Annotated in this window: 18 protein-coding genes; 8 read left to right on the forward strand and 10 right to left on the reverse strand. The window is 65.0% G+C overall.

From position 1 onward, the window contains the following. Positions 1–49: 49 nt before the first annotated feature. On the forward strand, positions 50–808 hold the full coding sequence (locus OXG30_11195) for a biotin--[acetyl-CoA-carboxylase] ligase (GenBank protein ID MCY4135459.1): 759 nt from the start codon (positions 50–52) through the stop codon (positions 806–808). On the opposite strand, the gene OXG30_11200 is transcribed toward OXG30_11195, so the two are convergent. Together OXG30_11200 and OXG30_11205 are read right to left on the reverse strand one after the other, a co-directional pair. After that, positions 783–1646 (reverse strand): aminotransferase class IV, encoded by an 864-nt coding sequence (locus OXG30_11200; GenBank protein MCY4135460.1) that lies wholly within the window; start codon positions 1644–1646, stop codon positions 783–785. The genes OXG30_11195 and OXG30_11200 overlap by 26 nt on opposite strands. After that, complete coding sequence (locus OXG30_11205; protein ID MCY4135461.1) at positions 1643–2659, reverse strand: anthranilate synthase component I family protein; 1017 nt, start codon at positions 2657–2659, stop codon at positions 1643–1645. Before OXG30_11205 ends, OXG30_11200 begins: the two co-directional genes overlap by 4 nt. A gap of 154 nt (positions 2660–2813) precedes the next feature. Here OXG30_11205 and OXG30_11210 point away from each other — a divergent pair, with 154 nt between their 5' ends. Beyond that, entirely contained in the window at positions 2814–3188 is a 375-nt protein-coding gene (locus OXG30_11210) for a hypothetical protein (GenBank protein MCY4135462.1), read from the forward strand. A gap of 38 nt (positions 3189–3226) precedes the next feature. On the opposite strand, the gene OXG30_11215 is transcribed toward OXG30_11210, so the two are convergent. The 3 genes from OXG30_11215 to OXG30_11225 all read right to left on the reverse strand — a co-directional run bounded on the left by OXG30_11215 (position 3227) and on the right by OXG30_11225 (position 10264). Continuing rightward, positions 3227–4453, reverse strand: coding sequence for a DUF222 domain-containing protein (locus tag OXG30_11215; protein ID MCY4135463.1), 1227 nt, complete (start codon positions 4451–4453; stop codon positions 3227–3229). Between the two features lie 126 nt (positions 4454–4579). Beyond that, positions 4580–7249 carry a site-specific DNA-methyltransferase gene (locus tag OXG30_11220; protein ID MCY4135464.1) on the reverse strand — a complete coding sequence of 890 codons (2670 nt, stop codon included), beginning with the start codon at positions 7247–7249 and terminating at the stop codon, positions 4580–4582. 1443 nt (positions 7250–8692) lie between these two features. Next, entirely contained in the window at positions 8693–10264 is a 1572-nt protein-coding gene (locus OXG30_11225; GenBank protein ID MCY4135465.1) for a DEAD/DEAH box helicase family protein, read from the reverse strand. Between the two features lie 135 nt (positions 10265–10399). Between OXG30_11225 and OXG30_11230 the strand changes: the two genes are divergently transcribed. Then, a complete protein-coding gene (locus OXG30_11230; GenBank protein ID MCY4135466.1) occupies positions 10400–11761 on the forward strand; it encodes an LCP family protein in 1362 nt (453 codons plus the stop codon). Here the strand turns inward: OXG30_11230 and OXG30_11235 are convergent. Then, positions 11719–12696 carry a GDP-L-fucose synthase gene (locus OXG30_11235; GenBank protein ID MCY4135467.1) on the reverse strand — a complete coding sequence of 326 codons (978 nt, stop codon included), beginning with the start codon at positions 12694–12696 and terminating at the stop codon, positions 11719–11721. The genes OXG30_11230 and OXG30_11235 overlap by 43 nt on opposite strands. Positions 12697–12820: 124 nt before the next feature. Here OXG30_11235 and OXG30_11240 point away from each other — a divergent pair, with 124 nt between their 5' ends. The 5 genes from OXG30_11240 (at position 12821) to OXG30_11260 (ending at position 18174) form a co-directional block, all read left to right on the forward strand. Then, positions 12821–13909, forward strand: coding sequence for a glycosyltransferase family 1 protein (locus tag OXG30_11240; protein ID MCY4135468.1), 1089 nt, complete (start codon positions 12821–12823; stop codon positions 13907–13909). Next, the gene (locus tag OXG30_11245) at positions 13909–15051 is read left to right on the forward strand and encodes a glycosyltransferase family 1 protein (protein MCY4135469.1); all 1143 of its coding nucleotides are present in this window, start codon (positions 13909–13911) and stop codon (positions 15049–15051) included. Before OXG30_11240 ends, OXG30_11245 begins: the two co-directional genes overlap by 1 nt. 37 nt (positions 15052–15088) lie before the next feature. Continuing rightward, entirely contained in the window at positions 15089–16345 is a 1257-nt protein-coding gene (locus OXG30_11250) for a glycosyltransferase family 4 protein (GenBank protein MCY4135470.1), read from the forward strand. A 62-nt stretch (positions 16346–16407) separates the two neighbouring features. Beyond that, entirely contained in the window at positions 16408–17172 is a 765-nt protein-coding gene (locus OXG30_11255; protein ID MCY4135471.1) for a hypothetical protein, read from the forward strand. 18 nt (positions 17173–17190) lie between these two features. Further along, on the forward strand, positions 17191–18174 hold the full coding sequence (locus OXG30_11260) for an NDP-sugar synthase (protein ID MCY4135472.1): 984 nt from the start codon (positions 17191–17193) through the stop codon (positions 18172–18174). Here the strand turns inward: OXG30_11260 and cofE are convergent. From cofE to OXG30_11280, 4 genes are all read right to left on the reverse strand, one after another. Further along, positions 18171–18866 carry a coenzyme F420-0:L-glutamate ligase gene (gene cofE / locus OXG30_11265; GenBank protein ID MCY4135473.1) on the reverse strand — a complete coding sequence of 232 codons (696 nt, stop codon included), beginning with the start codon at positions 18864–18866 and terminating at the stop codon, positions 18171–18173. The two genes, OXG30_11260 and cofE, sit on opposite strands and share 4 nt — an antisense overlap. After that, complete coding sequence (cofD, locus tag OXG30_11270) at positions 18863–19813, reverse strand: 2-phospho-L-lactate transferase (protein ID MCY4135474.1); 951 nt, start codon at positions 19811–19813, stop codon at positions 18863–18865. The genes cofE and cofD overlap by 4 nt, the downstream gene beginning before the upstream one ends. 72 nt (positions 19814–19885) lie before the next feature. Beyond that, complete coding sequence (gmd, locus tag OXG30_11275) at positions 19886–20869, reverse strand: GDP-mannose 4,6-dehydratase (GenBank protein MCY4135475.1); 984 nt, start codon at positions 20867–20869, stop codon at positions 19886–19888. Between the two features lie 59 nt (positions 20870–20928). Beyond that, a complete protein-coding gene (locus OXG30_11280) occupies positions 20929–21855 on the reverse strand; it encodes a GDP-mannose 4,6-dehydratase (GenBank protein MCY4135476.1) in 927 nt (308 codons plus the stop codon). Positions 21856–21899: the final 44 nt, after the last annotated feature.

The following is a 21899-nucleotide window of genomic DNA, read 5'->3' on the forward strand; positions in this document are numbered from 1 at the left end:
AAGCACGCGAATAATGGCGGTTCGACAGATTGGAGTTTGGCGCGTGGACATGAACGAGGTTGCCGGTTATCAGGTGGAATGGGTATCCGAAACCGGCTCGACCAATGCCGATCTCTTGGCTGCGGCCCGCCAAGGCTCAGAGACAAACCGAGTTCTGGTGGCCGACTATCAGAGCGCAGGGCGAGGGCGCCGGGGTAGGACCTGGGATGCGGCACCGGAGTCGAGCCTTTTGTTCTCGGTGTTGACCAGGCCCGAAATTCCCGTCGCGGCGGCTCATCTGGTGACCACCGCGCTGGCTTTGGGCGCGCTGGAGGCTTGCGACTCGCTGGCCGGGGTACGGCCCGGCTTGAAGTGGCCCAACGACTTGGTGGTGGAAGATCGCAAGCTGGCCGGAGTGCTGGCCGAGTCGGTGGTGACCGGGGACAGGCTCGAGGCCGTGGTCGTGGGTATGGGCCTCAATGTGCGGACTGGAGCAGCGCCATCCGAGGTTGTCGGCACCGCGGTCGCTCTGGAGGATGTGTGCGGTTCAGCCGTTGACCGCCGAGAGCTCCTGGTCGCAGTGCTGACGGGGTTCGCCCACTGGATGGATCGGATCGAGGCGGCCTCCGGGCAAGCGGAGATGGTTGATGCGGCCCGTCGGGAGTCGGCCACTCTTGGTCGCCGGGTTTCGGTTGAGCTGGGTGACGGGAGGGTGCTGGAAGGATTGGCCGAGGATGTGGACGATCGGGGTGGGTTGCTTCTAGAGGGTGGGAGAAGGGTAGTGGTTGGAGATGTTGTGCATCTCAGGGATCAATCTGAGTCGCCTTGAGGTGGGCGAACGCTTGGGCCGCGGCTTGGGTGAGGGGGCCGGGAGCAGAGGGAAGAGGGTGGCCGTCGACGGCGTGGATGGGGTGAACGTCGCGGGTGGTGGAGGTGAGAAACGCCTCGTCGGCCGAGGCCAGCGCCTCGAGCGGCACATCTTTCTCAAGTGCGCCGGTGAGTTCGATCACGAGCTGGCGGGTTACCCCGGCCAAGCATCCTGAGGCCAGTGAGGGTGTGATCAGTCGGCCTTCATAGGCGAGGAACACGTTGCTGCCGGTGCCCTCGCACAATTGGCCTTGGGTGTTGGCGAAGATTGCCTCGCTGGCCCCGGTGTCTACGGCCTCAGCGAGCGCCCGCACATTGGCACCATAAGACACAGTCTTGAGGCCGGCCAGGGGACTGCGCTCGTTGATGGTCCAGTCGACGGTGGCCACTGCGATGGTGGCCGGCCAAGGGGCCTGGGGGGTGGCGGCCACCGTCGCGGTGGGCGGGCTGTCGCCGCGGTTGCTGCCCAACGGACCGGTGCCGCTGCTAACGGTGACCCGCAGCCGACCCTCCTGGAGGCCGTTGGCGGCGGCCACCGCGATCATGGCATCCCGCAGCACCTCGGTATCGGGCACGGTGACGCCCAAGTGCTTGGCCGAGTAGGCCAGCCTCTCCAGGTGGCGGCGAGCGGCGAACGGCATTCCCCGCACGATGATCAGGGTCTCGAACACGGCGTCGCCCACCAGCCAACCGTGGTCGAAGGGTGAGATCCGGGCCTCGTCTTCGGGCAACAGCGCCCCGTTGATCCATACGGTGCGGGCCTGTGGCGAAGCCTCAGCGGGCGTCGGCATCTCCGTCATATCGCGATGTATTCCCCGGTGGCCACGGCTAGGAGCCGCTTGGCCTTCAGTTCGGTTTCGCGCCACTCGTCTTCGGGGTCGCTGTCAAAAGTGATGCCCCCGCCGGTTCCCAGGTGTAAGTGCTCGTCTTCGATCCAGAGGGTGCGGATGGCCACGTTCAGATCGCCCCGCTGGCGATCGGCGTCCACCCAGCCCACCGCGCCGCAATACACCCCTCGGGGCTGGGACTCCAGGGCATCGATGGCGTCAAGGGCGGCCAGCTTGGGGGCGCCGGTGACCGACCCCGGGGGGAAGGTGGCGTCGATCAGCTCCGGCCAACCGCAGCCAGCGGCCATCCGTCCCCGAACGGTGCTCACCAAGTGTACGAGTCCGGGATGGTGTTCCAGGGAGAACAGGGCGGGCACGCTCACCGTGCCGTAGTCGCACACCCGCCCAAGATCGTTGCGCACCAGGTCGACGATCATCAGGTTTTCAGCCTGGTCTTTTGGCGTCAGCCCCGACGGTTCCGCTGCGGTGCCCTTGATGGGCGACGACTTCACCCACTGCCCATTGCGCTCCAAGAACCGCTCGGGTGAGGCTGAGGCGATGTGAACGCCGTAGTCGGGCAGCCGCAGCACGGCAGCGTAGGGGGCGGGGTTGCCCTCGGCCAGCGCCGCCCCCAGCGCGGCGATGTCGGTGTCGGGATCGATGAGCGGCGCGCTCAGTCGGCGGGTGAGGTTTACCTGGTAAACGTTACCGGCGGCAATCATGTCCCGGATCTCCGACACCCCGGATGTGAAGCCGGCCTGATCCAGCGAGCTGGTCCAGGAGTCGGCGGGGAGGCCCTTCCAAGGACGGCCCCTCCAAGGGCGAGCGGGACGCACGGAGTCGAATCGGGCGCACACTGCCTTGCCGTGGAAATCGATGGCCACAGCCCAGAAACCGGTTGACTCCAGGGCACCCAAATCGTCGGTGACGTCAACCAGCCGGGAACACAGGTGATGTCCCACCACGGCAATAGCCGCCATCTCCATCGGGTGCAGTGTACTTGAGCATTTGCTCCAGTTGTCTCGTCCTTTGCCTTGTTCAGGGTTGTGTAGGGGATTGGCCCCGGTTATGGTGAGGGAGCTTTCGGCGCCGGCTTCAATGGCTGCCCTTTCAAATTGCTTGAGCGAGAGGGAGAGATCGATGCCGGTGAGCGAGATTGAGCGGATGGAGTTGGTGGGCAGGTTGCAGGACGCAATTGGCAGGGATGCAACGGAGACCCTGATGGGGTGTGTTCTGCCTGAGGGCCGCGACCAATTGGCCACCAAGGCCGACTTGGAGGTACTCGGTGCCGGATTGCGGGCTGAGATGGCTGAATTGCGGACCGAATACTCGACAGAGATGGCCGGATTGCGGGCCTTTGTAGAGTCGGGTTTCGCCGGGGTGCACGTCGAAATTGCCGGATTGCGGGCCTTTGTAGAGTCGGCGCTGGCCAAGCAGGCCCGCCTTCACTACGGCACTCTGGTGGCCTTCTTGCTAAGCGTGTGGGGCGTCTTTTTGGCGCAGAACTTCATGTAAGCAACTCCCACTGGCGGAGGGCTGATTTCTCTTACCTCTCAGTTCAGCAGAACCGAGTTGACGTGAGCGGGCTGCCAGTTGGTTGTTCCGGTGTCGGGGAATGGGTCGGGTGGGGGTTGGGTTTGCCATCGGCCGGTGTCGGGGTCTTGGGTGGTCTGGTAGCCGTGGTCGTGGATGTCGTGATGGCAGTCGTTGCAGACCAGCACGAGGTTGGGGTAGTCGGTGGTCCCTCCGTTTCTCCAGAACTTGATGTGGTGGGAGAAGCAGCGGTTGGGGGCGGCGCCGCAGCCGATGCAGCCCTGGTCGCGGATCGTCAGGGCGATGCGCTGGGCGTCGGTGGCGGTGCGGCGTGTGCGCCCGAGCCAGAGGTTCTGGGTCTTGGCGTCGAATATGGCGGGGAAGATGTCGGCTTTGAGGGCGAGCCGCACCAGTTCTTGCATGGGCAGTGGTGTGCCGTCGGAGAACCTGGCGTTGACCAGTTCCCGGTTGGTGGCGTCGTAGTCGGCTACCAGCACCAGGGCGATACCCTTGGCCTTGCCCTTCTCGGGCTCCAAGATCAGCTCGGCTAGCGCATCGGCCATGCGCTGTTGGGGAGTGCGGCGAGTCTTGGGGTCTTCTTGGCGCCACAGTTCGCGTTCTTTCTCAGCCACGACTGCGGCTATATGCTGACCAGTGGTCGGGTCGAACTCTGCGTTCCATACGAACATGCCGGTGTCGGCGCTCTTGAACATCCGCGAGGTGCGCCTGTTTCGCTGGGCCTCGAGGATGGCCATCCCGTCGTCGCCGGACATTTCCTGTTGGTGGCGGCGCATGGTCTTGGAGAAATCGTCGATCCGCTCGGTCTTGGCCGCGTCCACGAGCACCTGCTCGTCGATCGGCCCCTCAGAGGAGGCCCGGGCGATCAGCCGGGCGTGGGGCTCGGTGATCTCGCCTGCGGCCAATGCCTCGCTGGCGGCCGGCAGCTTGGACAAGCGCTCAGCGTTTCGCACATCGTGGCGGGCGTTGCGCTTGGAAGATCGCAGCTCTTCGCAGACGATTCGCTCCGCGTTGACCGCACTGGAGCGCCGGGTTGCCTCCGCGATGGCCCGTGACTTCATCGCTGCCAGCATCGACTCGGCCTGGCCGATCAGACTGATCCGCCCCCGTAGACCTTCTTCCGAGAGACCGGCAACGTCCACAGCGCTGACGCACACCGCCGCCCCGCAACCGCCTCCAGCGGTATCAGCGGCCTCGGTGCATTCGGCCTGGTCAGGGGCAAATCTCATGGCTGTAAGCATATCAACAACCAGTGACAACAACCCTCTGAATATCGTGGAAAAACAGAAAAAATCTTAGAAATTATTCAACAACAGCAACATCAACCACAATGACGTTTCTGTCAGCTCGACTCCCTATCTGAGGGGCAATTCAGCAATGGCGGTCATCTCGGCACCGGTGCGGGTGATGATCTTGACGGCCACGTTGTTGCCAGGGCGGGGCGGGGGGAAGGGCTGCGACACGGTGCCGCACAGGGCTTCCTCGGCTGTTTTGTCGAGGTTTTTTCCGAGCGACTTGAGCAGCCGCTTGATCTGGGGGTCGCCCCGTTTGTAGCCGGTCAGGTACACCAGGCGGGGGAAGAAGCCGGTGCCGTCGTGATCGGTGTCGACCATCCAGCAGTCCACATCGGCGCCGCTCGACTGCTTGACCCGCCCAGTGGAGGGGTCGTAGGTGTCGTAGCCCGCCAGTTCCACCACCAGATTGCCCTCGCGGTCGCGCTCGCAGAACACGTCGGGCTCGCCCAAAAGCGTGAGCGCACCGGCGTCGGGCTCGGTGCCGAGACCGGGGATTTGCAGGTCGCGCGACGCGGCCACCTTATGGACCCGCACCGCACCGGCATCGGCGCTAGTCGCGTCCTCGAAGGCGCCGGCCACGATGATGAGGTCGGAGATGTCGTGGCGGGCTCGCCGAGCCTCGCTGGCGGCTCGGGCGATCATCTCGGCGCTCACCGTGACATCGGAGGCGGCCAGCATGATGGCCGCGGTGAGCCGGGTCTCCCGACCCGGTGCGGTGCAGTCGGCCTCGTGCGATACCAGTAGGCCGCGGGGCCACGGGGTGGTCTCGACCACGCTCAATACCTCTTGGCCCGAGGCATCGCAGATGGGATGGGCGATCAGCGCCTCGAGCAGTCGCTCGGCATTCTGGCCTTCGGCAGCGCCAATGTCGGTGGCCTGCGCAGCCGGGTCTTCGCTGAACGGCAGGTAGGCGTAGGGCGATGCCGACTCCACCGTGAACGGCCCAGTTAGCCGGGAACGCTTGGTGTCCTCCCTGGGTCGGTCGACCAGATAGATGGTGTTCTCGGGGTCGTGTACCGTGTTGTAGGCCAAAGTGGCCGCGGAGACCCGTTGCATAGTCTCTACCTCCAGCCCTGCGGCGGGATCGCTGCTCCCATCGCGGGTGAGGTACCAGGGATGCACCGCGGTGAGCAGGTGGCGACGGGCCACAGCGATGGAGACCCGCCCGACGTCGATCCCGATCCAGCGCCGTCCCCAATGCTCAGCCATATGCGGTGTGACCCCGGAGCCACAGGTGGGATCAAGGACAAGATCGCCGGGGTCGGTGGCCATGAGGATGCAGCGCTCGATGACCGGATTAGCAGTCTGAACTACGTAGCGTTTAGTCAATCTAGTGGACATCACACTCGGCCACATGTTGTCAATCCGTCTTCCTGGTACTTCCCTTTCGTACCACTTCCAGTGCAGTTGTCCACCAGCACCACTGCCATGCAAACGGCCAATTTGGGCAAGTCGATCGAGGCCACACACTTCATCCTCGCCGCCGTTAGGCGGCGAATTCACTCCAATGGCGCGTGCTTCCGTCCCAGTGGCGTGTGTCTGCTCCTCAGGAGTAGACACACTCCAATGGCGCGTGCTTCCAGAATGGTATGTTATCCCATCGTACTCATATTCGCAAGTGCGTCCAGTTGTTGAAGCCCCTTGAGAGGTTAGAGGCATACTTCGAAAAATCTTGCCCTCCTTGGGCAAGTGGGTGTCAGGTTCTGCTCTTTCATTTTGTGACAGACTTCTCACTGACCCATCGCTGCATTCGAATAGAGCTGCCCAAGAGAACAGATCTAAGACTTCTTTGCGAGTTAAACGTTCATAGATTTGTCTATATTTTAGAACCTCGCGATCTTTTGCATACCACAGTAAGTAACTTGCTGTCTCCGGAAGTGTTCTTGCTGATGAACCACCTGTTGGCTTCCATGTAATTGTTGCCACCCGATTCTCTTCTCCAAACACTTCATCACACAGCACGGCAAGCCTGTGTACGTTGTCATCTCCGATTTGCAAGAACAAGGAACCTGACTCCGCCAAGAGTTCGCGGAATAGCACTAGTCTCTCGTGGATTTCGTCGAGGTAGGAGTGGATGCCGTTGCGGTAGGTGTCCCGGAATGCCTTGATGGGCAGAGTGTCGCCCACCGGGATGCCGGTGTCGTCGTTCTTGGTTTCGAGTTTGTCGGTGGCGGTCATGAAGTTGGAGTTGTATTTGATGCCGTAGGGTGGGTCGAAGTAGATCATCTGCACTTGTCCGGCTAGGGCGTCGCGGGCGATGAGCGATTGCATCACCTCAGCAGAGTCGCCGTGGATGAGGCGGTTCTGCCAGTGGCCGGAGTGCTGGTAGAACTCCCACTTCTGAGCATCGGCGGGCAGGCCGTTGAAGTCGTCGAGCAGGTTAAGCGGCACCCCGGCGTCGGGGCGGCGAAGCTGGTCGATCATGGTTAGCGGGTTGATCTTTTCCCTCGTGTACAGCGGTGTTCCCGCGAAGCGGTGGGGGCCGTCATCGGCTGAGGTGTGGCCTTGGCGGTCCCAGGCCAGCCGGGGCGTCGGCTGGGCGGCGCGGTCGGTGGTCGCCTGGTCCGCAGGCAGTCCGGTATCGACACGGGTCACGGTGAACTCCTTGGGTTGGCGTTGGTAGTCGTCCATGAGCGGTGCCGTCTCGGCTGTGGGCTGGTACACCCGCGACGCCTGCTCGTGGCGGTACGCCCCCGGTGGGCGGGGCGGACCAGAGGATCGTCGAGCCACTACGTCGCTCCTTCCTTGAGGGCTGCCTTGATGGCCAAATCGAGTTGGTAGCGCACCGAGCCAGCATCGTCGACCACCCCGTAGTGCCAGCTCCGAAGCTCATCGGGAAGCTCAGTGGTGCCGGCCACGCACGGAATCCAGTGATTCTCGGTCCAGTGTTTGGCGGCGATGGCCTTGTCGTCCCACGCGCCCTTGCACTCCAAAATGAGGTTCGCGCCCCCCTCGAGCCGGGCCACGAAATCGGGTTCATAGCGCCGCCACACGGTTTCGTCCCAATAGGGGATGCTCCAGCCCAGTTGGAAGTTGCGGGCCCAGGCCGTGACCCGGCGGTCGGCGTCGAGCGCCTCGGCGCAAAGCAGTTCCAGGTTGGAATGGCACGCGGCGTGGGACAACTCGGAGTGGCGGGTTTCGTGGATGTGGGCCAAGGTGGTTTCGAAATCCACCCTGGCGGTGTCGAAGATGGCGGGCTGGGCCAGTCGGGCCCGCCGGGGGGATTCCTGCTCGGCACCGAAGTCGCAGGCATCCAGGATGGCCTCGGCGGCCTCGAGCCGGTTGGCGGGATCGGCCACCACCGGTCGTAAGTCGTAGACCTCTGTGGCGGGATCGCCGACCACGTTGGGGTGGGCCGCCCATTGGCCTACCGCGGCCAGCGCGGAGCGGAACAACGAGGCTCGACCCTGCTGGCGTTCCTCGGCCGGGTTGCCAGCGGAGTCGCGATTGTGGTTGCCGATGGTCAGATGACTGGCGATTTCAGAGGCCAACCACATTTGGGCAGTTCGCTGTCGCTCACCATCGGCCAGTGAGCTGAGGATCGTCTCCTCGCCCACCGTTCCCTGCAACGCGGTGGTGGTGGGCGTCGTCTGCGGCTTGGGCCTCCACGGCTTCACCCGGTTGAGTTCTAGGGCGAACCGGCCTTGGGGAGCGGTCCGCACATACTCGGTGACCTGGGGCCAGGCAACGCGGTGATCACGGCGGCCTTCCAGAGTGTGGACTCGGGTGCGGGGTTTGGGCGGCTTGGGGGCGACGTTAGGCTGGCCCGCGCCGGGCATGAACTCGAAGGGGATGCCCACCACATCGGCGTACTCGGCCTCGAGGAGTTGGCGGCCGTCGTCGGTGTCGCGCAGCGCGTCGTAGGAGGTACGGCGCAGCGCTCGCCCAGTGACCTGCTCGCACAGGAGCTGGGTGCTGAAGGCCCGAAAACCCACGATGTGGGTCACAGTGCGGGCGTCCCATCCTTCAGTGAGCATGGCAACCGACACCACGCAACGAACGTCGGCGCCGGGCTGGCCTGGCTTGCCCACGGTGTTGAGCATCTCCCGCACCGCGGCCTCGGCGTCCTTTTTGCTGTCGAGCCCCGCGGTCCGCACCAGCAGGGTCTTCAGCGAGTCGGGGATCGTGTCGCCCTCGGCTACCTTGCTGTGGACGACGAGGGTTCGGGGTGAGCTATGCCAGTTGCCGTGCTCGTCGACATTGGACAGCTCCGCGTACGCGCCGGGTCGGGCGGTACCGTCGGCATCGATCTTCCCGGCGAGGTGCTCGTAGAGCGCAGTGGCGTTGCGGATGTTGTCCACCACGAAGATGACGACTGGAGGTGTGGGCTGATTCCTCTCTCTCTCTCTCTCTCTCTCTCTCTCTCTCCGTATCGCCCTGCCAGACCTTCAATGTGCGCTTCCAGTCTTCGATCACCGCGGCCACGGCCCCGCCAAGGGCTTCGGGAAGGCGTCCGGCGTTGTCGGGGGCTGCAAACCATTCGGGCAGCTTCTTGGGCTGGGTGTTCTGGTGCAGCCGGCGCCATACGGTTTCATCTCGGGTGCTGTCGTCGTCGATGGGCACTCGGGGCACCTTCACCAAACCCGATTCGATGGCATCCATCAGGCCGAAGTCGGAGGCCACCCACTGGAACTGCTCGGGTTCGGACTTGCTGGCGGTGTCGATCCACAATGGCGTGGCTGAGAAGTCCAGCACCGGATGGGCCTGGCCGAGTCCAGCGTCTACCCGGCCCAGCACTCCCATATCTCGTAGCGCCCGGATGGCGTTGAACCACACCGCGGCCCGCCGGTCCTCGTCTTGATCGGCCTTGGCCCGCTTTCGCTCTGGGGGCAGATAGCAGTGGTGGGCCTCGTCGTTTATCACGCACACTCCACTGCGCTCCGCACCGGCAATGAGATCGCCCAGCACCCGCCCCACCGCCGCTTCCCACGACTCCACATCGTCGCCCCGGCCCTTGCCCAGCAACTTACGGGCTGGCCCGTCGTTTATCAGGTCTTTCTGGGTGAAGGCCTGGAAGTTCACCACCCGCACTTTGGCCCGGTTCAGGTCTTGGCGCATGTCGTGGGGGACAATGCCCATGTCGTCGTACACGTTGTTTGGGTCCGAGGGTAGGAGCACCCCGAGCCGTTCCCGCACAGTGTGACCGGGGGCGAACACGACGAACCGGTCGGTATGCATGATGTTGCGGGTGCGGGTTGATCGGGCCGCGTTCAGGGTCTGCCAGGCGATCACCATGCCCATCACCGCCGTCTTGCCCGTGCCGGTGGCCATCTTGGCGCACAGCCGCACTATCCCGTCGTTGTGCTTGCGGGCCTCGGCCTCCAACTCCCGCCGGATCGGATTCTGGCGGGTGGCTACTTCCCTCAGCCAGATGAGCGTTTCCGCCGCCTCTACTTGGGCGAAGAACAGACGGTGAATCATGGCCTGAGGATCGGTCCAGTGGTGTAAGAGCCGCCGGGTGGCGGCGGTAGTGCCCGGGTAGCCGTCGTCACGCCACCGGTCCACTTCGTCTCGCACCATCTCCACTGTCTGATTAACCTTGCGGTCTTCCAGATGGAGTGTCTGCTGTTGACCTGACTTCTGGTCTTCGGGGACGCTTATGCGTATCGGCAGGCGGCGGCCCATTACTGGCGGCTGGCCCCGCTCGGCCCGTCCGGTGTCGTCGAGCGACCAGTGCAGATCAGGCCGGTGATACGGCGAGCACAGCACCGGGTCAATCGCCGGATCCCAAACGGCCTCACTCACCGACACCAACTCCCCCCATCCGTCATACAGGCGTGCAGGCTATCAAGTCGGCGAAATTTGCCGTGGCGAATCGGATTCTCTAAACGCGGCGGGCCGCGTCTTTGAAGGGGGCGCACGCTCTTACACTGGCGGGTGATGATGCGCAGGCGAAGAGCACGCAAGCGAACCTGGAGGCAGCTGCTGGTGGTATTGGCCGGTCTGCTGGTGTTTGTGGCCGCGGTGGGTGGGGCAGCCGGATTGGGCATAGTGAAATCCCAGGTCAGCCAGATACCCCGGGTGTCGGTGGGGTTGTCTTTGGACTTGGTGGGAACGTCGGTTGACCCCGAAGCAGTCGGCCCTTCTGAGGCCCTGAACTTTCTCTTGGTGGGGATCGACAACGCGGCGGGAATCGACCCCGACAGTCCCATCCACATCGATCGGGACGTGAACACCCTGCTGACCGACTCGGTGATCCTGGTGCGCATTGACCCCGAGGCCGACCGGGTGGCCATGCTGTCGATTCCCCGCGACCTCTGGGTGCCCATAGCCGGCAGGGGATGGAGCGAGCGGGTGAACACCGCTCGGGGCATCGGCGGACCCGGAACCTTGATCGAGACGGTGTCGGAGTTCCTGGGAGTGCCCGTCCACCACTACGTGGAGATCAACTTCGCGGGGTTTCTGCGAATTGTGAATGCCGTCGACGGGGTGCCGGTGGAGATTGCCCAACCCATTCGGGATGACTCGCTGGGGCTGCGAATCGAGCAGTCCGGCGTGATCACCCTCGATCCCGACACCGCACTGGCCTATGTGCGAACCCGTCGGCCGCTGACGCTGAAAGAGGGGGGCAATCCGGCGAACGACGACGATTGGGTGCGGCTCGGCGTGTGGAATGACCTGGAGCGCAATCAGCGCCAACAGGAGTTCATGGTGGCCACGCTCAAGCGGGCGGTGGAGAAGGGCATCCGCAACCCCCTCAACCTGCGCAGGGTGGCCAACGAACTGCTGGACGACGACAATCCCAGCATCACGTTGGACGACCGCATCACCGTGGGACAGCTCGTGGACCTGGGCGACGAGTTCCGATCATTCCAAGTGGACCAGATCGAGCGCTACCGGCTTCCGGTTGTGGACGCCACAATCGACGGCAAGCAGGTGCTGTTGTTGCTGGAGGAGGAAGCCCAGCCATTGCTGGAGTTCTTCCAGGCCGGGAGCCTGGCCGGCGTGCGGGTGCGGTTGTTGAACGGCACAAGCTCGGGCACCGTCGCCGGGGTGGAAGCGGCTTTGGAGCGGGCCGGTTTCTCCGTGGTCGACCGAGGCAATGCCGACCGGTTTGATGTGGCCAGAACCGCCGTGCGCTATACCGAGGCGGCAGAAAATGAGGCAGAGACGCTGGCCCGATACCTTGAGCCCCCGCCGCTGCTCGAATTGGTGGCCGAGATCGAAGGGGCTGATGTGGAGTTGGTGGTGGGCGCTGACTATTCCGGAGTGGCGGAAAGCCCTCGAGATTCGGCTTCCTGACGGTTGGCCAAGTACCACTGGTAGGTGCGGAGCAGTCCTTCGGCGAACGGGGTGGAGGCTGTGAACCCGAACAGCTCCTTGGCTCGGCTGGGATCGACGCAGCGGCGGGGTTGACCGTCGGGCCGGGACGAATCCCACTCGATCCGGCCGGCGAATCCGGTGACCTCGGCTATGTCCTCAACCAGTTCCTTGACCGCGATCTCCTGGTTGGCCCCCAGGTTTACCGGCTCTGCCCCTAGATAGTGCTCGGCAGCCAGCAGGATGCCCTGGGCCGCGTCGTCCACGTAAAGGAACTCCCGGCTGGCCGTGCCGGTTCCCCAAACCTGGATGCTGTCGTCCCCCGCATCCACCGCGTCAACGCACTTCTTCATGAGGGCGGGAATGACATGGGAGACCGACGGGTGGAACTTGTCTCCGGGACCGTACAGGTTGGTGGGCATCAGGTAGATGCCCTGCTGGCCGTGCTGTTCCCGATTGGCCTGAAGCTGTACGAGTTGGGCCAGCTTGGCGATCCCGTAGGGAGCGTTGGTCTCCTCGGGGTACCCATTCCAGAGGGAGTCCTCCGCAAATGGTACCTTCGTGAATTTGGGATAGGAGCAGATGGTGCCGACGACAACCAGCCGGTCGGTACCCGCAAGTCGGCACTGCTCGATGATGTTGGTGCCCATGAGCAGGTTGTCAAGGTAGAGGTCGGCAGGACGCTCCTGGTTGGCCCCGATGCCTCCCACCCGGGCGGCCAGATGGATGACCACGTCGGGCTGGGTGTCGGCCAAGAGCCTCCGAGCATCGTCGGCGCCGCACAGGTTGTAGTCGGCGCTGGAGGGGGCGGCCATCAGTGCAGGTTCTGCCTGGTTGAGCAGTCGGCATACTGCTTGGCCCAAGAATCCGGTGCCTCCGGTGATCAGAACCCGCTTTCCCTCCCAGAAGCTGCTCATCGGTTTACACACTAGGAGACGCGGGGCCTCCTGTGGTGGTCGCGAGCCAATAGATCTGCTTGGTCGGCGGCAGCGTTTCCCGGTGGACTGAATTTGTTGGCGCGGCGCTGACAGAATCGGTGTAGTGAGAGTGGCAATCACCCTGGAGCAGTGCTGGCATACAGTGCCGGGGGGGACGGCAACCGCAGCACTGGGATGTGTGGAAGCCCTCGGGCGCCTGGCCGCGCCGCCCGAGACGGTGGGCGTCTCGGCCTGGCACCGGAATCCTCCTGAAGAGCCGTTCATTCCCAGCGTGCCCGTGGCCCAGCTTCGATTGCCCCGGGCCGCCCTGTATCGCTGCTGGCACAAGATGCGGCGGCCCCCAATACAGCGGGCAACCGGACCAGTAGACGCAATCCACGCCACCGGAATGGCGGTGCCCCCCCGGACCGCCCCGCTGGTGGTGACGGTCAACGACCTGGCATTTCTGCGCCATCCCGATCACTTCACGGCGCGAGGCGTGAGGTTTTTCGAGCAGTCGCTGGAACTGGCCCGAAACGACGCCGACATCGTGGTGTGCCCGTCGCAACACACCGCGGATGACTGCCTGAAAGCGGGAATAGGCTCGGACAGGGTGCGCATAGTCCCGTACTGGGTCGACGACTGTCTCGCGCCGCCTCAGGAAGCCGAGGGGGCGCGACAGCGGTTTGGCCTGGCCGAGAGGTTCGTGCTTTGGGTGGGAACCGCGGAGCCCCGCAAGAACCTCAGCGGATTGCTGGAGGCGTGGCAGACGCTGGACCGTTCCGCCGAACAGTTGGTATTAGCCGGCCCGGCGGGGTGGAAGTCGAACTTGAACGATGATCTGCCGACTTCGATCCGGCGACTGGGGTTTGTGTCCGAGGCTGACAAGCGGGCGCTGATGCGGGCCGCCGCGGTGGTGTGCTATCCGAGCCTGACCGAGGGCTTCGGCTTGCCGGTGCTGGAGGCGATGGTGCAAGAGACGCCGGTGATCACCTCGGCGACGGGGGCCACCGCGGAAGTGGCCGGTGCGGCCGGGGTGCTGGTGGACCCCCTTCGACCGCAGGCAATCGCCGATGCGCTGGCCGGGTTGCTCGACAGCCCCGAAGAGGCCTTCCGTTTGGGACAGCGGGGCCGGGAGCGGGCCAGGGCCGAGTTCACCTGGCAGCGCACCGCTCGGGGGCTCCTCGACGTCTACCAAGAGGTCGTGGATTGATGGACTCGACGGGGCTTGAGAACCACACCGTCTCCGTTGGCGTGAACCTGCTGTGGTTGCGACCGGGCCGAGTGGGAGGTTCTGAGGACTATGCGGTGAGGCTGCTATCGGCCATTCCGCCGGATGCGCCGGTGCGGCTGACCTTGTTCGCGCCTCGGGGGTTTGCCAGGGCCCATCGGGGGCTGGCCGAGCGCCACGAGGTGGTGACGCCGCGGGTGGGAAGTCTGCGACCGCTTCGGATTCTCATCGAGAACACCTGGCTGGCCGCCCAATGCCGTCGGCGCAATCTGGATGTGGTCCACCACTTCGGGGGCACTGTTCCCTTTGTGGGCGTGAAGCCCGCGGTGGTGACCATTCACGACTTGCAGCCCTTGGACCATCCCAAGCGCTTCGGCTTGGTCAAGCGGCTGTACCTTCGAGTGATGCTGCCGTGGTCGGCACGCCGAGCCGAGACGATCGTCACCGTGAGCGAGTTCTGCCGCCGCCGCCTGGTGGAGCGCTTGAAGGTGGATCCCCAGCGAGTCGCCGTCGTTCCCGCTCCTGTCGACACCTCCTCGGCTGACTCGGACATGCCCCTGGCCGCGGCGGCGCCCGACTTGGCCAGCCCGTTCGTGCTGTATCCGGCGTTGACCTACCCCCACAAGAACCACGAGGTGCTGCTGCGGGCCCTGGCCCGTTTGGCCGCCGACGGGGTGGACGTGGCCTTGGTTATTTCTGGAGGGCCCGGACCGCTGGATGCCAAGCTCGACCATCTTGCCGACAAGCTCGGAGTGGGAGGCCGGTGGCACCGGTTGGGTCGCATTCCTCGAGCCGTCTTGGACGGCTTGTATCGACAGGCCGTGGCCGTGGTGTTCCCCTCAAAGTACGAGGGATATGGCCTTCCGGTGGTGGAGGCCATGGCCCGGGGCTGTCCGGTGGTGGCGGCCGATGCCGGAGCTCTGCCCGAGGTGGTGGGTTCGGGGGGGCGCTTGCTGGACCCCGACGACGCTGAATCGTGGGCTGAGGCGATCGGCGAGCTTATGGGCGATTCCGGCGCCCGCCAGACTTTGAGCGAGGCGGGGGCGTTCCGGGTTGGCGAGTTGGCCGAGTTCGATCCGGGAACGGAGCTGTGCGATTTGTACGGCCAGATGGCGGCACAGTGAGTCGGCGCAGCCAGTATCTGGGCGGGGCGCTGAGTAGATGAGCGAGCAACCGCTGTCCATCCTGGTGCTTTGTCCGCACTATGAGCCCGACACTGCCCCCACGGGGGAGGTGATGACCTCCATTTGCGAACAGTGGACGGCCCGCGGCCACCGGGTGGAGATCATCACCAGCCTTCCGTGGTATCGGGACCACGCGGTGGCCGAGGGTTGGAAGGGGCGGCTGGTCCGCTCCCAGGAGGAGCCGTGGGGGCGAATCCGGCGTTGGCACCCGTTTCCCTCCAACAAGGGGCGGCTGATGGCCCGAGGGGCCGGGTTTGCCGGGTTCACCGCGCTGGCCGGCATTGATGCTGCGATTGCGGCCGGCCGCTGCGATGTGGTGTTCGCCATGTCGCCCCCCATCACCCTGGGCGTTGCGGGGCGGGCGGCCGCCTGGCGGGGGAGGGCGCCTTTGGTGTTCAACGTGCAGGATGTTTTTCCCGACGCCGCGGTGGAGACCGGCGTGCTGCGCCGCGCCCGAGTGGCGGCTGCGGCCTCTCGACTGGAGCGCTGGGTGTACCGGCGGGCCGCGGCGGTCACTGTTCTGTCGGAGGGCATGGCTGAGAACGTGAGGGCCAAGCTGGGCTCCGGCGTCGACCCGGACAAGGTGGTGGTAATCCCCAACACAGCCGACGCAGGGCGCATCAGGCCGGCGGATCGCCTCAATTCGTATCGGGCCGATCTCGGGCTGAAGGACGCCGACAGCACCGTGGTGATGTACGCCGGCAACCTAGGCCATTCCCAGCCCCTGGAGATGGTGGTGGCTGCGGCCCAGCGTTTTGCCGACCAGGGTCGGGCCGACGTGCAGTTCGTGGTCAACGGCGACGGCGTGGCCCGTGCCACGGTGGCTGCCGCGGCCGAGCGGCTGGACAACCTGCACCTGGTGGGCTGGCAGCCGCCGGAGCGTCTCGGAGAGGTGTTGGCAGCCGCCGATCTGCACTTGGTGCTCCTGCGAGCCGGGCTAGGCACCACCAGCGTGCCCTCCAAGGTGTACTCGGTGCTGGCCGCAGGCCGCCCCGTGCTGGCCAGCGTGGACCGGGGAAGCGAGGTGGAGAGGTTGCTGGCCGACTCCGGTGCCGGCCACACGGTGGACCCCGACGACTCCGACGCCTTCTGCGCCGCATTGGCCGAAATGGTCGCTGACCGCGATGGCCTCGCCGAGATGGGACGCCGGGGGAGATCATTCGCAGCCCAAGCCGAGGGGCCCCAGGAGATCGCCGATCGATACCTGGATCTGTTCGGCAAGCTGGTGGACTAGCGACACTCCGGCCCTGGCTACAGGTGTGGGTTGGGGGTCCGGGCCGGGTAGCGTGGTAAATCGTGGCAAGAGCCTCTGGTTCACGAAAGGTGGCGCGGGCCGCGTCGATGGGCGGCTTGGGACAGCAGCGCCGGATCATCGGCTTTCCCGCCGTGGTGGTGCTCATCATCCTGATCGGCGTCGCCGTGGTGGCCATCGCCCGCACCCAGCGCGACGCCGAGTCGCGCCCCGGCCTCAGCGACCACTGGCACTCGGCCTACACCGTGTGGGATTGCACCGACGGCGAAGGCGGTGCGCATCAGCCCGTATTCGAGGGCCGGAGGAACAACCAGGGATATCCCTACGACCCTGAGGGCATCCACTCCCACTCCGACGGGCTGATCCACATCCACCCGTTTACCGCCAACGCCGCTGGCGAGGATGCCGTCATGGCCAAGTTCTTTGAGGCGATGTTCGTCACCATGGACCAGAACGGGATCACCGCGGCCGAATTCGGCGTGATCAGCGCGGTTGACGCGGTGTGTGACGGGCAGCCGGCGGTTATGCAAATCGTGCGCTGGTCCAACGCCCTCACCGCAGTGGCCGCGGAGCCCGATGAGCGCATCTACGACGACTTCGGCGATGTCCGCTTCAAGAAGGACGGCGAGGCCTTCACCATCGCGCTGGCACCCCGCGACGCGGTATTGCCTCTGCCCCCCACGGTCAACGACCTTCTCGCGGTGTCGCCGTCTCTGGTGGCCGACCTCTCCCAGCCCGAAGGGCCGGTGGAGTTCGACGAGAACTTCGATGAGAACGTGCCGGGCGTCAGGGTGGAAGACGGCGGCTGAGCCGGGCGAACCACTTGCATGGACGCGGTTGTTCTGGTCGGCGGATTCGGTACCAGACTTCGGCCTCTGACGCTGACCCGCCCCAAGCAGATGCTTCCAGTTGTCGACCGGCCCATGATCGAGCATGTGGTGGGGCGTCTGGGTGAGCAGGGGATCACTCGAGCGGTTCTGTCTCTTGGATATCGGCCGGACGCATTCGAGGCCGCCTATCCCCAGCATCGCTGCGCCGGGGTGGAGCTGTTCTACGCAGTGGAGCCCGAACCGTTGGACACCGCCGGGGCCATCGCCTTCGCGGCTCGGATGGCCGAGGTAGGTGACACATTCATCGCCGTGAACGGCGATGTGATCCACCAGTTTCCCCTTGCTGATCTGTTGTCACTGCACCGCCGGTGCAATGCGCTGGCCACCATCGCGCTGGCGCCGGTGGCCGACCCTTCCCGCTTCGGTGTGGTGGTGTGCGAGCCTGACGGCCGGGTGCGTGAATTCGTGGAGAAGCCCCCGTTCGGCCAGGCCCCCAGCAACCAGATCAACGTTGGGATATACGCCTTGGAGCCCACCGCGCTGGACTCGGTGGCCGAGGGGGCCCGGGCGTCCATCGAACGGGAAGTGTTTCCGCAACTGGTGGATAGGGGGGGAATGTATGCCTTGGCATGGGACGGTTTCTGGGTGGATACCGGGACACCGGAGGCCTATCTGGAAGTACAGAAGGCTTTGTCTGATGGCGGCTGGGTCGACGCGACGGCTGAGATTGCATCCGATGCTGCGGTTGAAGGCTCGATCGTGATGGAGGGTGCAGTCGTTGCTTCGGGGGCATCGGTCATCGACTCTGCGTTGCTTCCCGGTGCCCGCGTAGGCCAGGGAGCGGTGGTCGAGCGCTCCATCGTGGGCTATGGGGCGGAGATCGGCGCCCGAGCCCGTCTCAGTGATCTGTCGGTGGTGGGAGATGACGTTGTCGTGCCCTCATCTGCGGTCTTGAACGGCGAGCGGGTGCCAGCGGACTAGCGAAAAAGGTCTTCGCCTGGAGGGCGTACCAAGTCCGCTTGGATGCTCCCAGGGCCGAGCCAGGCCGGGTCAATCCCCCGGATAACGGCCACTGGGACGTTCTCGGTCTTGCCCATGACCAGCTCGGCCGCCGCAGCCAGCTCGTCCACGACGGCCACCTCGGTCATCTGGAGCTCCCTTCCCATTGCGTCGGGAGTGCCCCTCAGGTCGAGAATGGGCCGGACCCCGGCCACGCCAATAGCCACATCGGCCACCCCCCGCCGCCAGGGCCGCCCGAAGGTGTCGGACACGATCACCCCCACCTCCACTTCGGAACGGGCCCTGATCCCGTCGCGAATCCTTCGGGCCGAGCGGTCGGGATCGTCGGGCAGAAGGGCGGCCTGGTTGGAGTCCACGTTGGACCGGTCGACCCCGGCGTTGGCGCAGACAAATCCGTGCTTTGTCTCGCTGATGACGAGATCGCCCCGCCGCCGAAGCACCCGCACCGACTCCTGCTCCACCACCGGCTTGTGCGACAAGGGGTCGTCGGGGTCCACCGCGACCATGGCGTTCTCGGCCTTGGAGACGATCTTCTGGGTGACCACCACCACGTCACCGTCGGCCAGGTCGGCCGCTTCGGCAATCATCCCAGCCAAGTCGTCTCCCGCCTCGATCTCCGGCAAACCCTCCACACCGAAAATCTCGAGCCTCATGTTTGGGCTCCCTCCGCCGAGCATCCCAGGACAACTCGGGCCAGGTCAGTCGCCGCTTCTATGTCGTCCATGATGGTCGGGGCCACCACGCAGGCCACGCCCACCGTCTCGACGTCGTCGGCCAAGTGGGCGTCGGCCTCGTCTATCACCAGCGTGGCCGCCACATCCCGGTACAGCCGGGCCACTCCCACCACCGAGCATTCATGGCCGAGCTCTCGCATGAGCCGGTCGGCGGGGCCCTTGAGGGCGGCCCCGCCCACGATGGGCGAAACCGCCACCACCGCGTCCCGGCGGTCGGCTACCGCTTGGCGCACGCCGGGTACTTCCAGCACCGGTCCGATGGACACGATGGGATTGGAGGGGGCGATGACAATGAGCCGGGCCGCAGCCAAGGCCTCGAGGAGCCCCGGAGCAGGCCGGGCCCGCTCCGACCCGGCCACCCGAACCGCAGATACGGCCACGTTGTGGCGGCGGCGCACGAAGTAGTCCTGAAAGCCGATCTCGCCTTCGTCGGCGGTGGTGACCCTGGTCTCAATCCGATCGTTGGTCACCGGCAACACGGTCAGCTCCAAATCCCAGGCGGCGGCGATCTCGGCGGTGACCGTGGCCAGATCAGCCCCTTGGCCCATTCGGTGGGTCCGGTACAGGTGGGTGGCCAGGTCGCGGTCGCCGAGGCGGAACCAGGTGATCCCGCCGTAGCGGTCCAAGGCGTCCATGGCCTGCCAGGTCTCGCCAGCCAAACCCCAGCCGGTGTCGGGGTTGACCGCTCCGGCCAGCGTGTACACCACTGTGTCCAAGTCGGGGCTCACATGGAGGCCGTGCAGCACGATGTCGTCGGCGGTGTTGACCACCGCCAGCAGGTCGTGGGGCGGGTGAGCTCGGATCAATCCGGTGAGCAGCTTGGCCGCCCCCACCCCTCCAGCAAGCGTGACCACACTTGGGGTCAAGAAATCCCCTCGGACAAGCATCTGACAGGTTTGGTCAAGAAATCCCCTTGGGCAAGCAGCTGACAGGATTGATCAAGAAATCCCCTTCAGCTTCCCCTGGAGCAGGTCCAAGTCGGCGTCCACCATCATGGCCACGAGATCTTGGAATCCGACTTCCCGGTGCCAGCCCAGCACCGAGGTGGCCCGGCTGGGATTGCCCACCAGCATGTCGACCTCGGCCGGGCGGAAGAAGGCCTCGTCGATCACTACGAATTCTTGATAGTCCATGCCCAAGTGGGCGAAGGCCAGCTCGCAGAACTCCCGCACCGAGTGGGTTTCCCCCGAGCACACCACGTAATCGCCGGGCTCGTCCTGCTGGAGCATCAGCCACATGGCCTTCACGTAGTCGCCGGCGTATCCCCAGTCGCGCTTGGCCTCGAGGTTGCCCAGGCGCAGCTCGCTCTGGCGGCCCAGAAAGATCGAGGCCACCGTGTGGGTGATCTTCCTGGTGACGAACTCCAGGCCCCGTCGGGGGGATTCGTGGTTGAACAATATGCCCGAGCTGGCGTGCAGCCCGTAGCTCTCCCGGTAGTTGACCGTGATCCAGTGGCCGTACACCTTGGCCACCCCGTATGGGCTGCGGGGATAGAAGGGGGTTTCCTCGGTTTGGGGAACCTCCCGAACTTTGCCGAACATCTCGCTGCTGGACGCCTGGTAGAAGCGAATGGAGGGGTCGACGATGCGGATGGCGTCTAGCAGCCGGGTGACTCCCAGTGCAGTGGTCTCCCCGGTGAGGACGGCCTGGCCGAACGAGGTTTGCACGAACGACTGGGCCGCCAAGTTGTACACCTCGGTGGGGCGGTGGTGCTTCAGCGCCTCGATGAGGGAGGCCTCGTCCAGTAGGTCACCGCTGGCAATGGTGATCTGGTTCTGGAGATGGGCGATGCGCTCGAAGCTGACCATGCTCGACCGCCGGACCAGCCCCACAACCTCGTAGCCCTTTTCGAGCAAGAACTCAGCCAGATACGAGCCGTCTTGGCCCGTGATCCCGGTGATAAGCGCTCGTCGCTCAGCCATGGGAATTCACGCTCCGCCCGTAGATCCTGATCGCCGGTGCAATTCCTCGGGGCTGTCGTCTAGCCATGGGAGTCACCAGTTTGGCCGGTTTGAGCGTTGCGGGCATCTTCAAGGGTGTCGGTCAGGGTGTCGGTGAGGTCTATTTCTGGGGCCCAGCCGGTGGTCGCCCGGAGTTTTGCGTTGTCTCCCCGTTGCACCGGCAAGTCGACCGGCCGGAAAAGGCGGTCGTCTTGTTCGAGGCTCATTGGGAACTCGGCCAGGTCCAGCAAGATCTTGGCGATCTCGGAAACGGCCACATCGCGGCCCGAGCACACGTTGTAGGCCTCTCCGGGCTCGCCGTCGATCACCAGCAAGCGGTAGGCCCGGACCACGTCGCGCACGTCGGTGAAGTCTCGTCGGGCCGAGAGATTCCCAACTGGGACCACGGAGATGCCGGAGTGCTCGTTGCGGGCGATGCGGGTCGCCAGTGCCGGGGCCAGAAAGCGCTCGCTCTGGCCGGGGCCCAGGTGGTTGAAGGCTCGGGCTCGGATCACACCGAGGCCGTGGCCCAGGAATCCCTGAATGCACACCATTTCGGCAGCGGCTTTGCTGGCGGCATAGGGATTGACCGGGCGAAGGGGGGCGTGTTCGGTAATGGGCAGCTCGTCGGGGCCGACCATCCCATAGATGTCGCTGCTGGTCACGGCCAGCAGTCGCTCAACTCCGGCGTCGATGCAGGCCCGCACGACATGGAGCGTGCCGTCGGCGTTGACGAGGAATGTGCCCATTGGATCGCTCCAAGAGGCGGCCACGTCGCTCTGGCCGGCCAGGTGGTACACCGCATCGGGCTTGGTTTCGGCGATCAGTTCGGCGATGGCCCCGGCGTCTTCGATGGGAGGGCTGCCGATCACCCGATCCACCTCGATTACGTCGTCGGCGCAGGCATTCAGATGAGCAACTAGGTGTGTCCCAACAAAACCCCGCGACCCGGTGACCAGGGCTCGCATCGCAACGAGTGTGCCACTTCTCGCGTGCATTTGCTGTGCCCGAT

It is taken from the genome of bacterium, from assembly GCA_026708015.1.
In the GTDB taxonomy this organism is placed as follows: domain Bacteria; phylum Actinomycetota; class Acidimicrobiia; order Acidimicrobiales; family Bin134; genus Poriferisocius.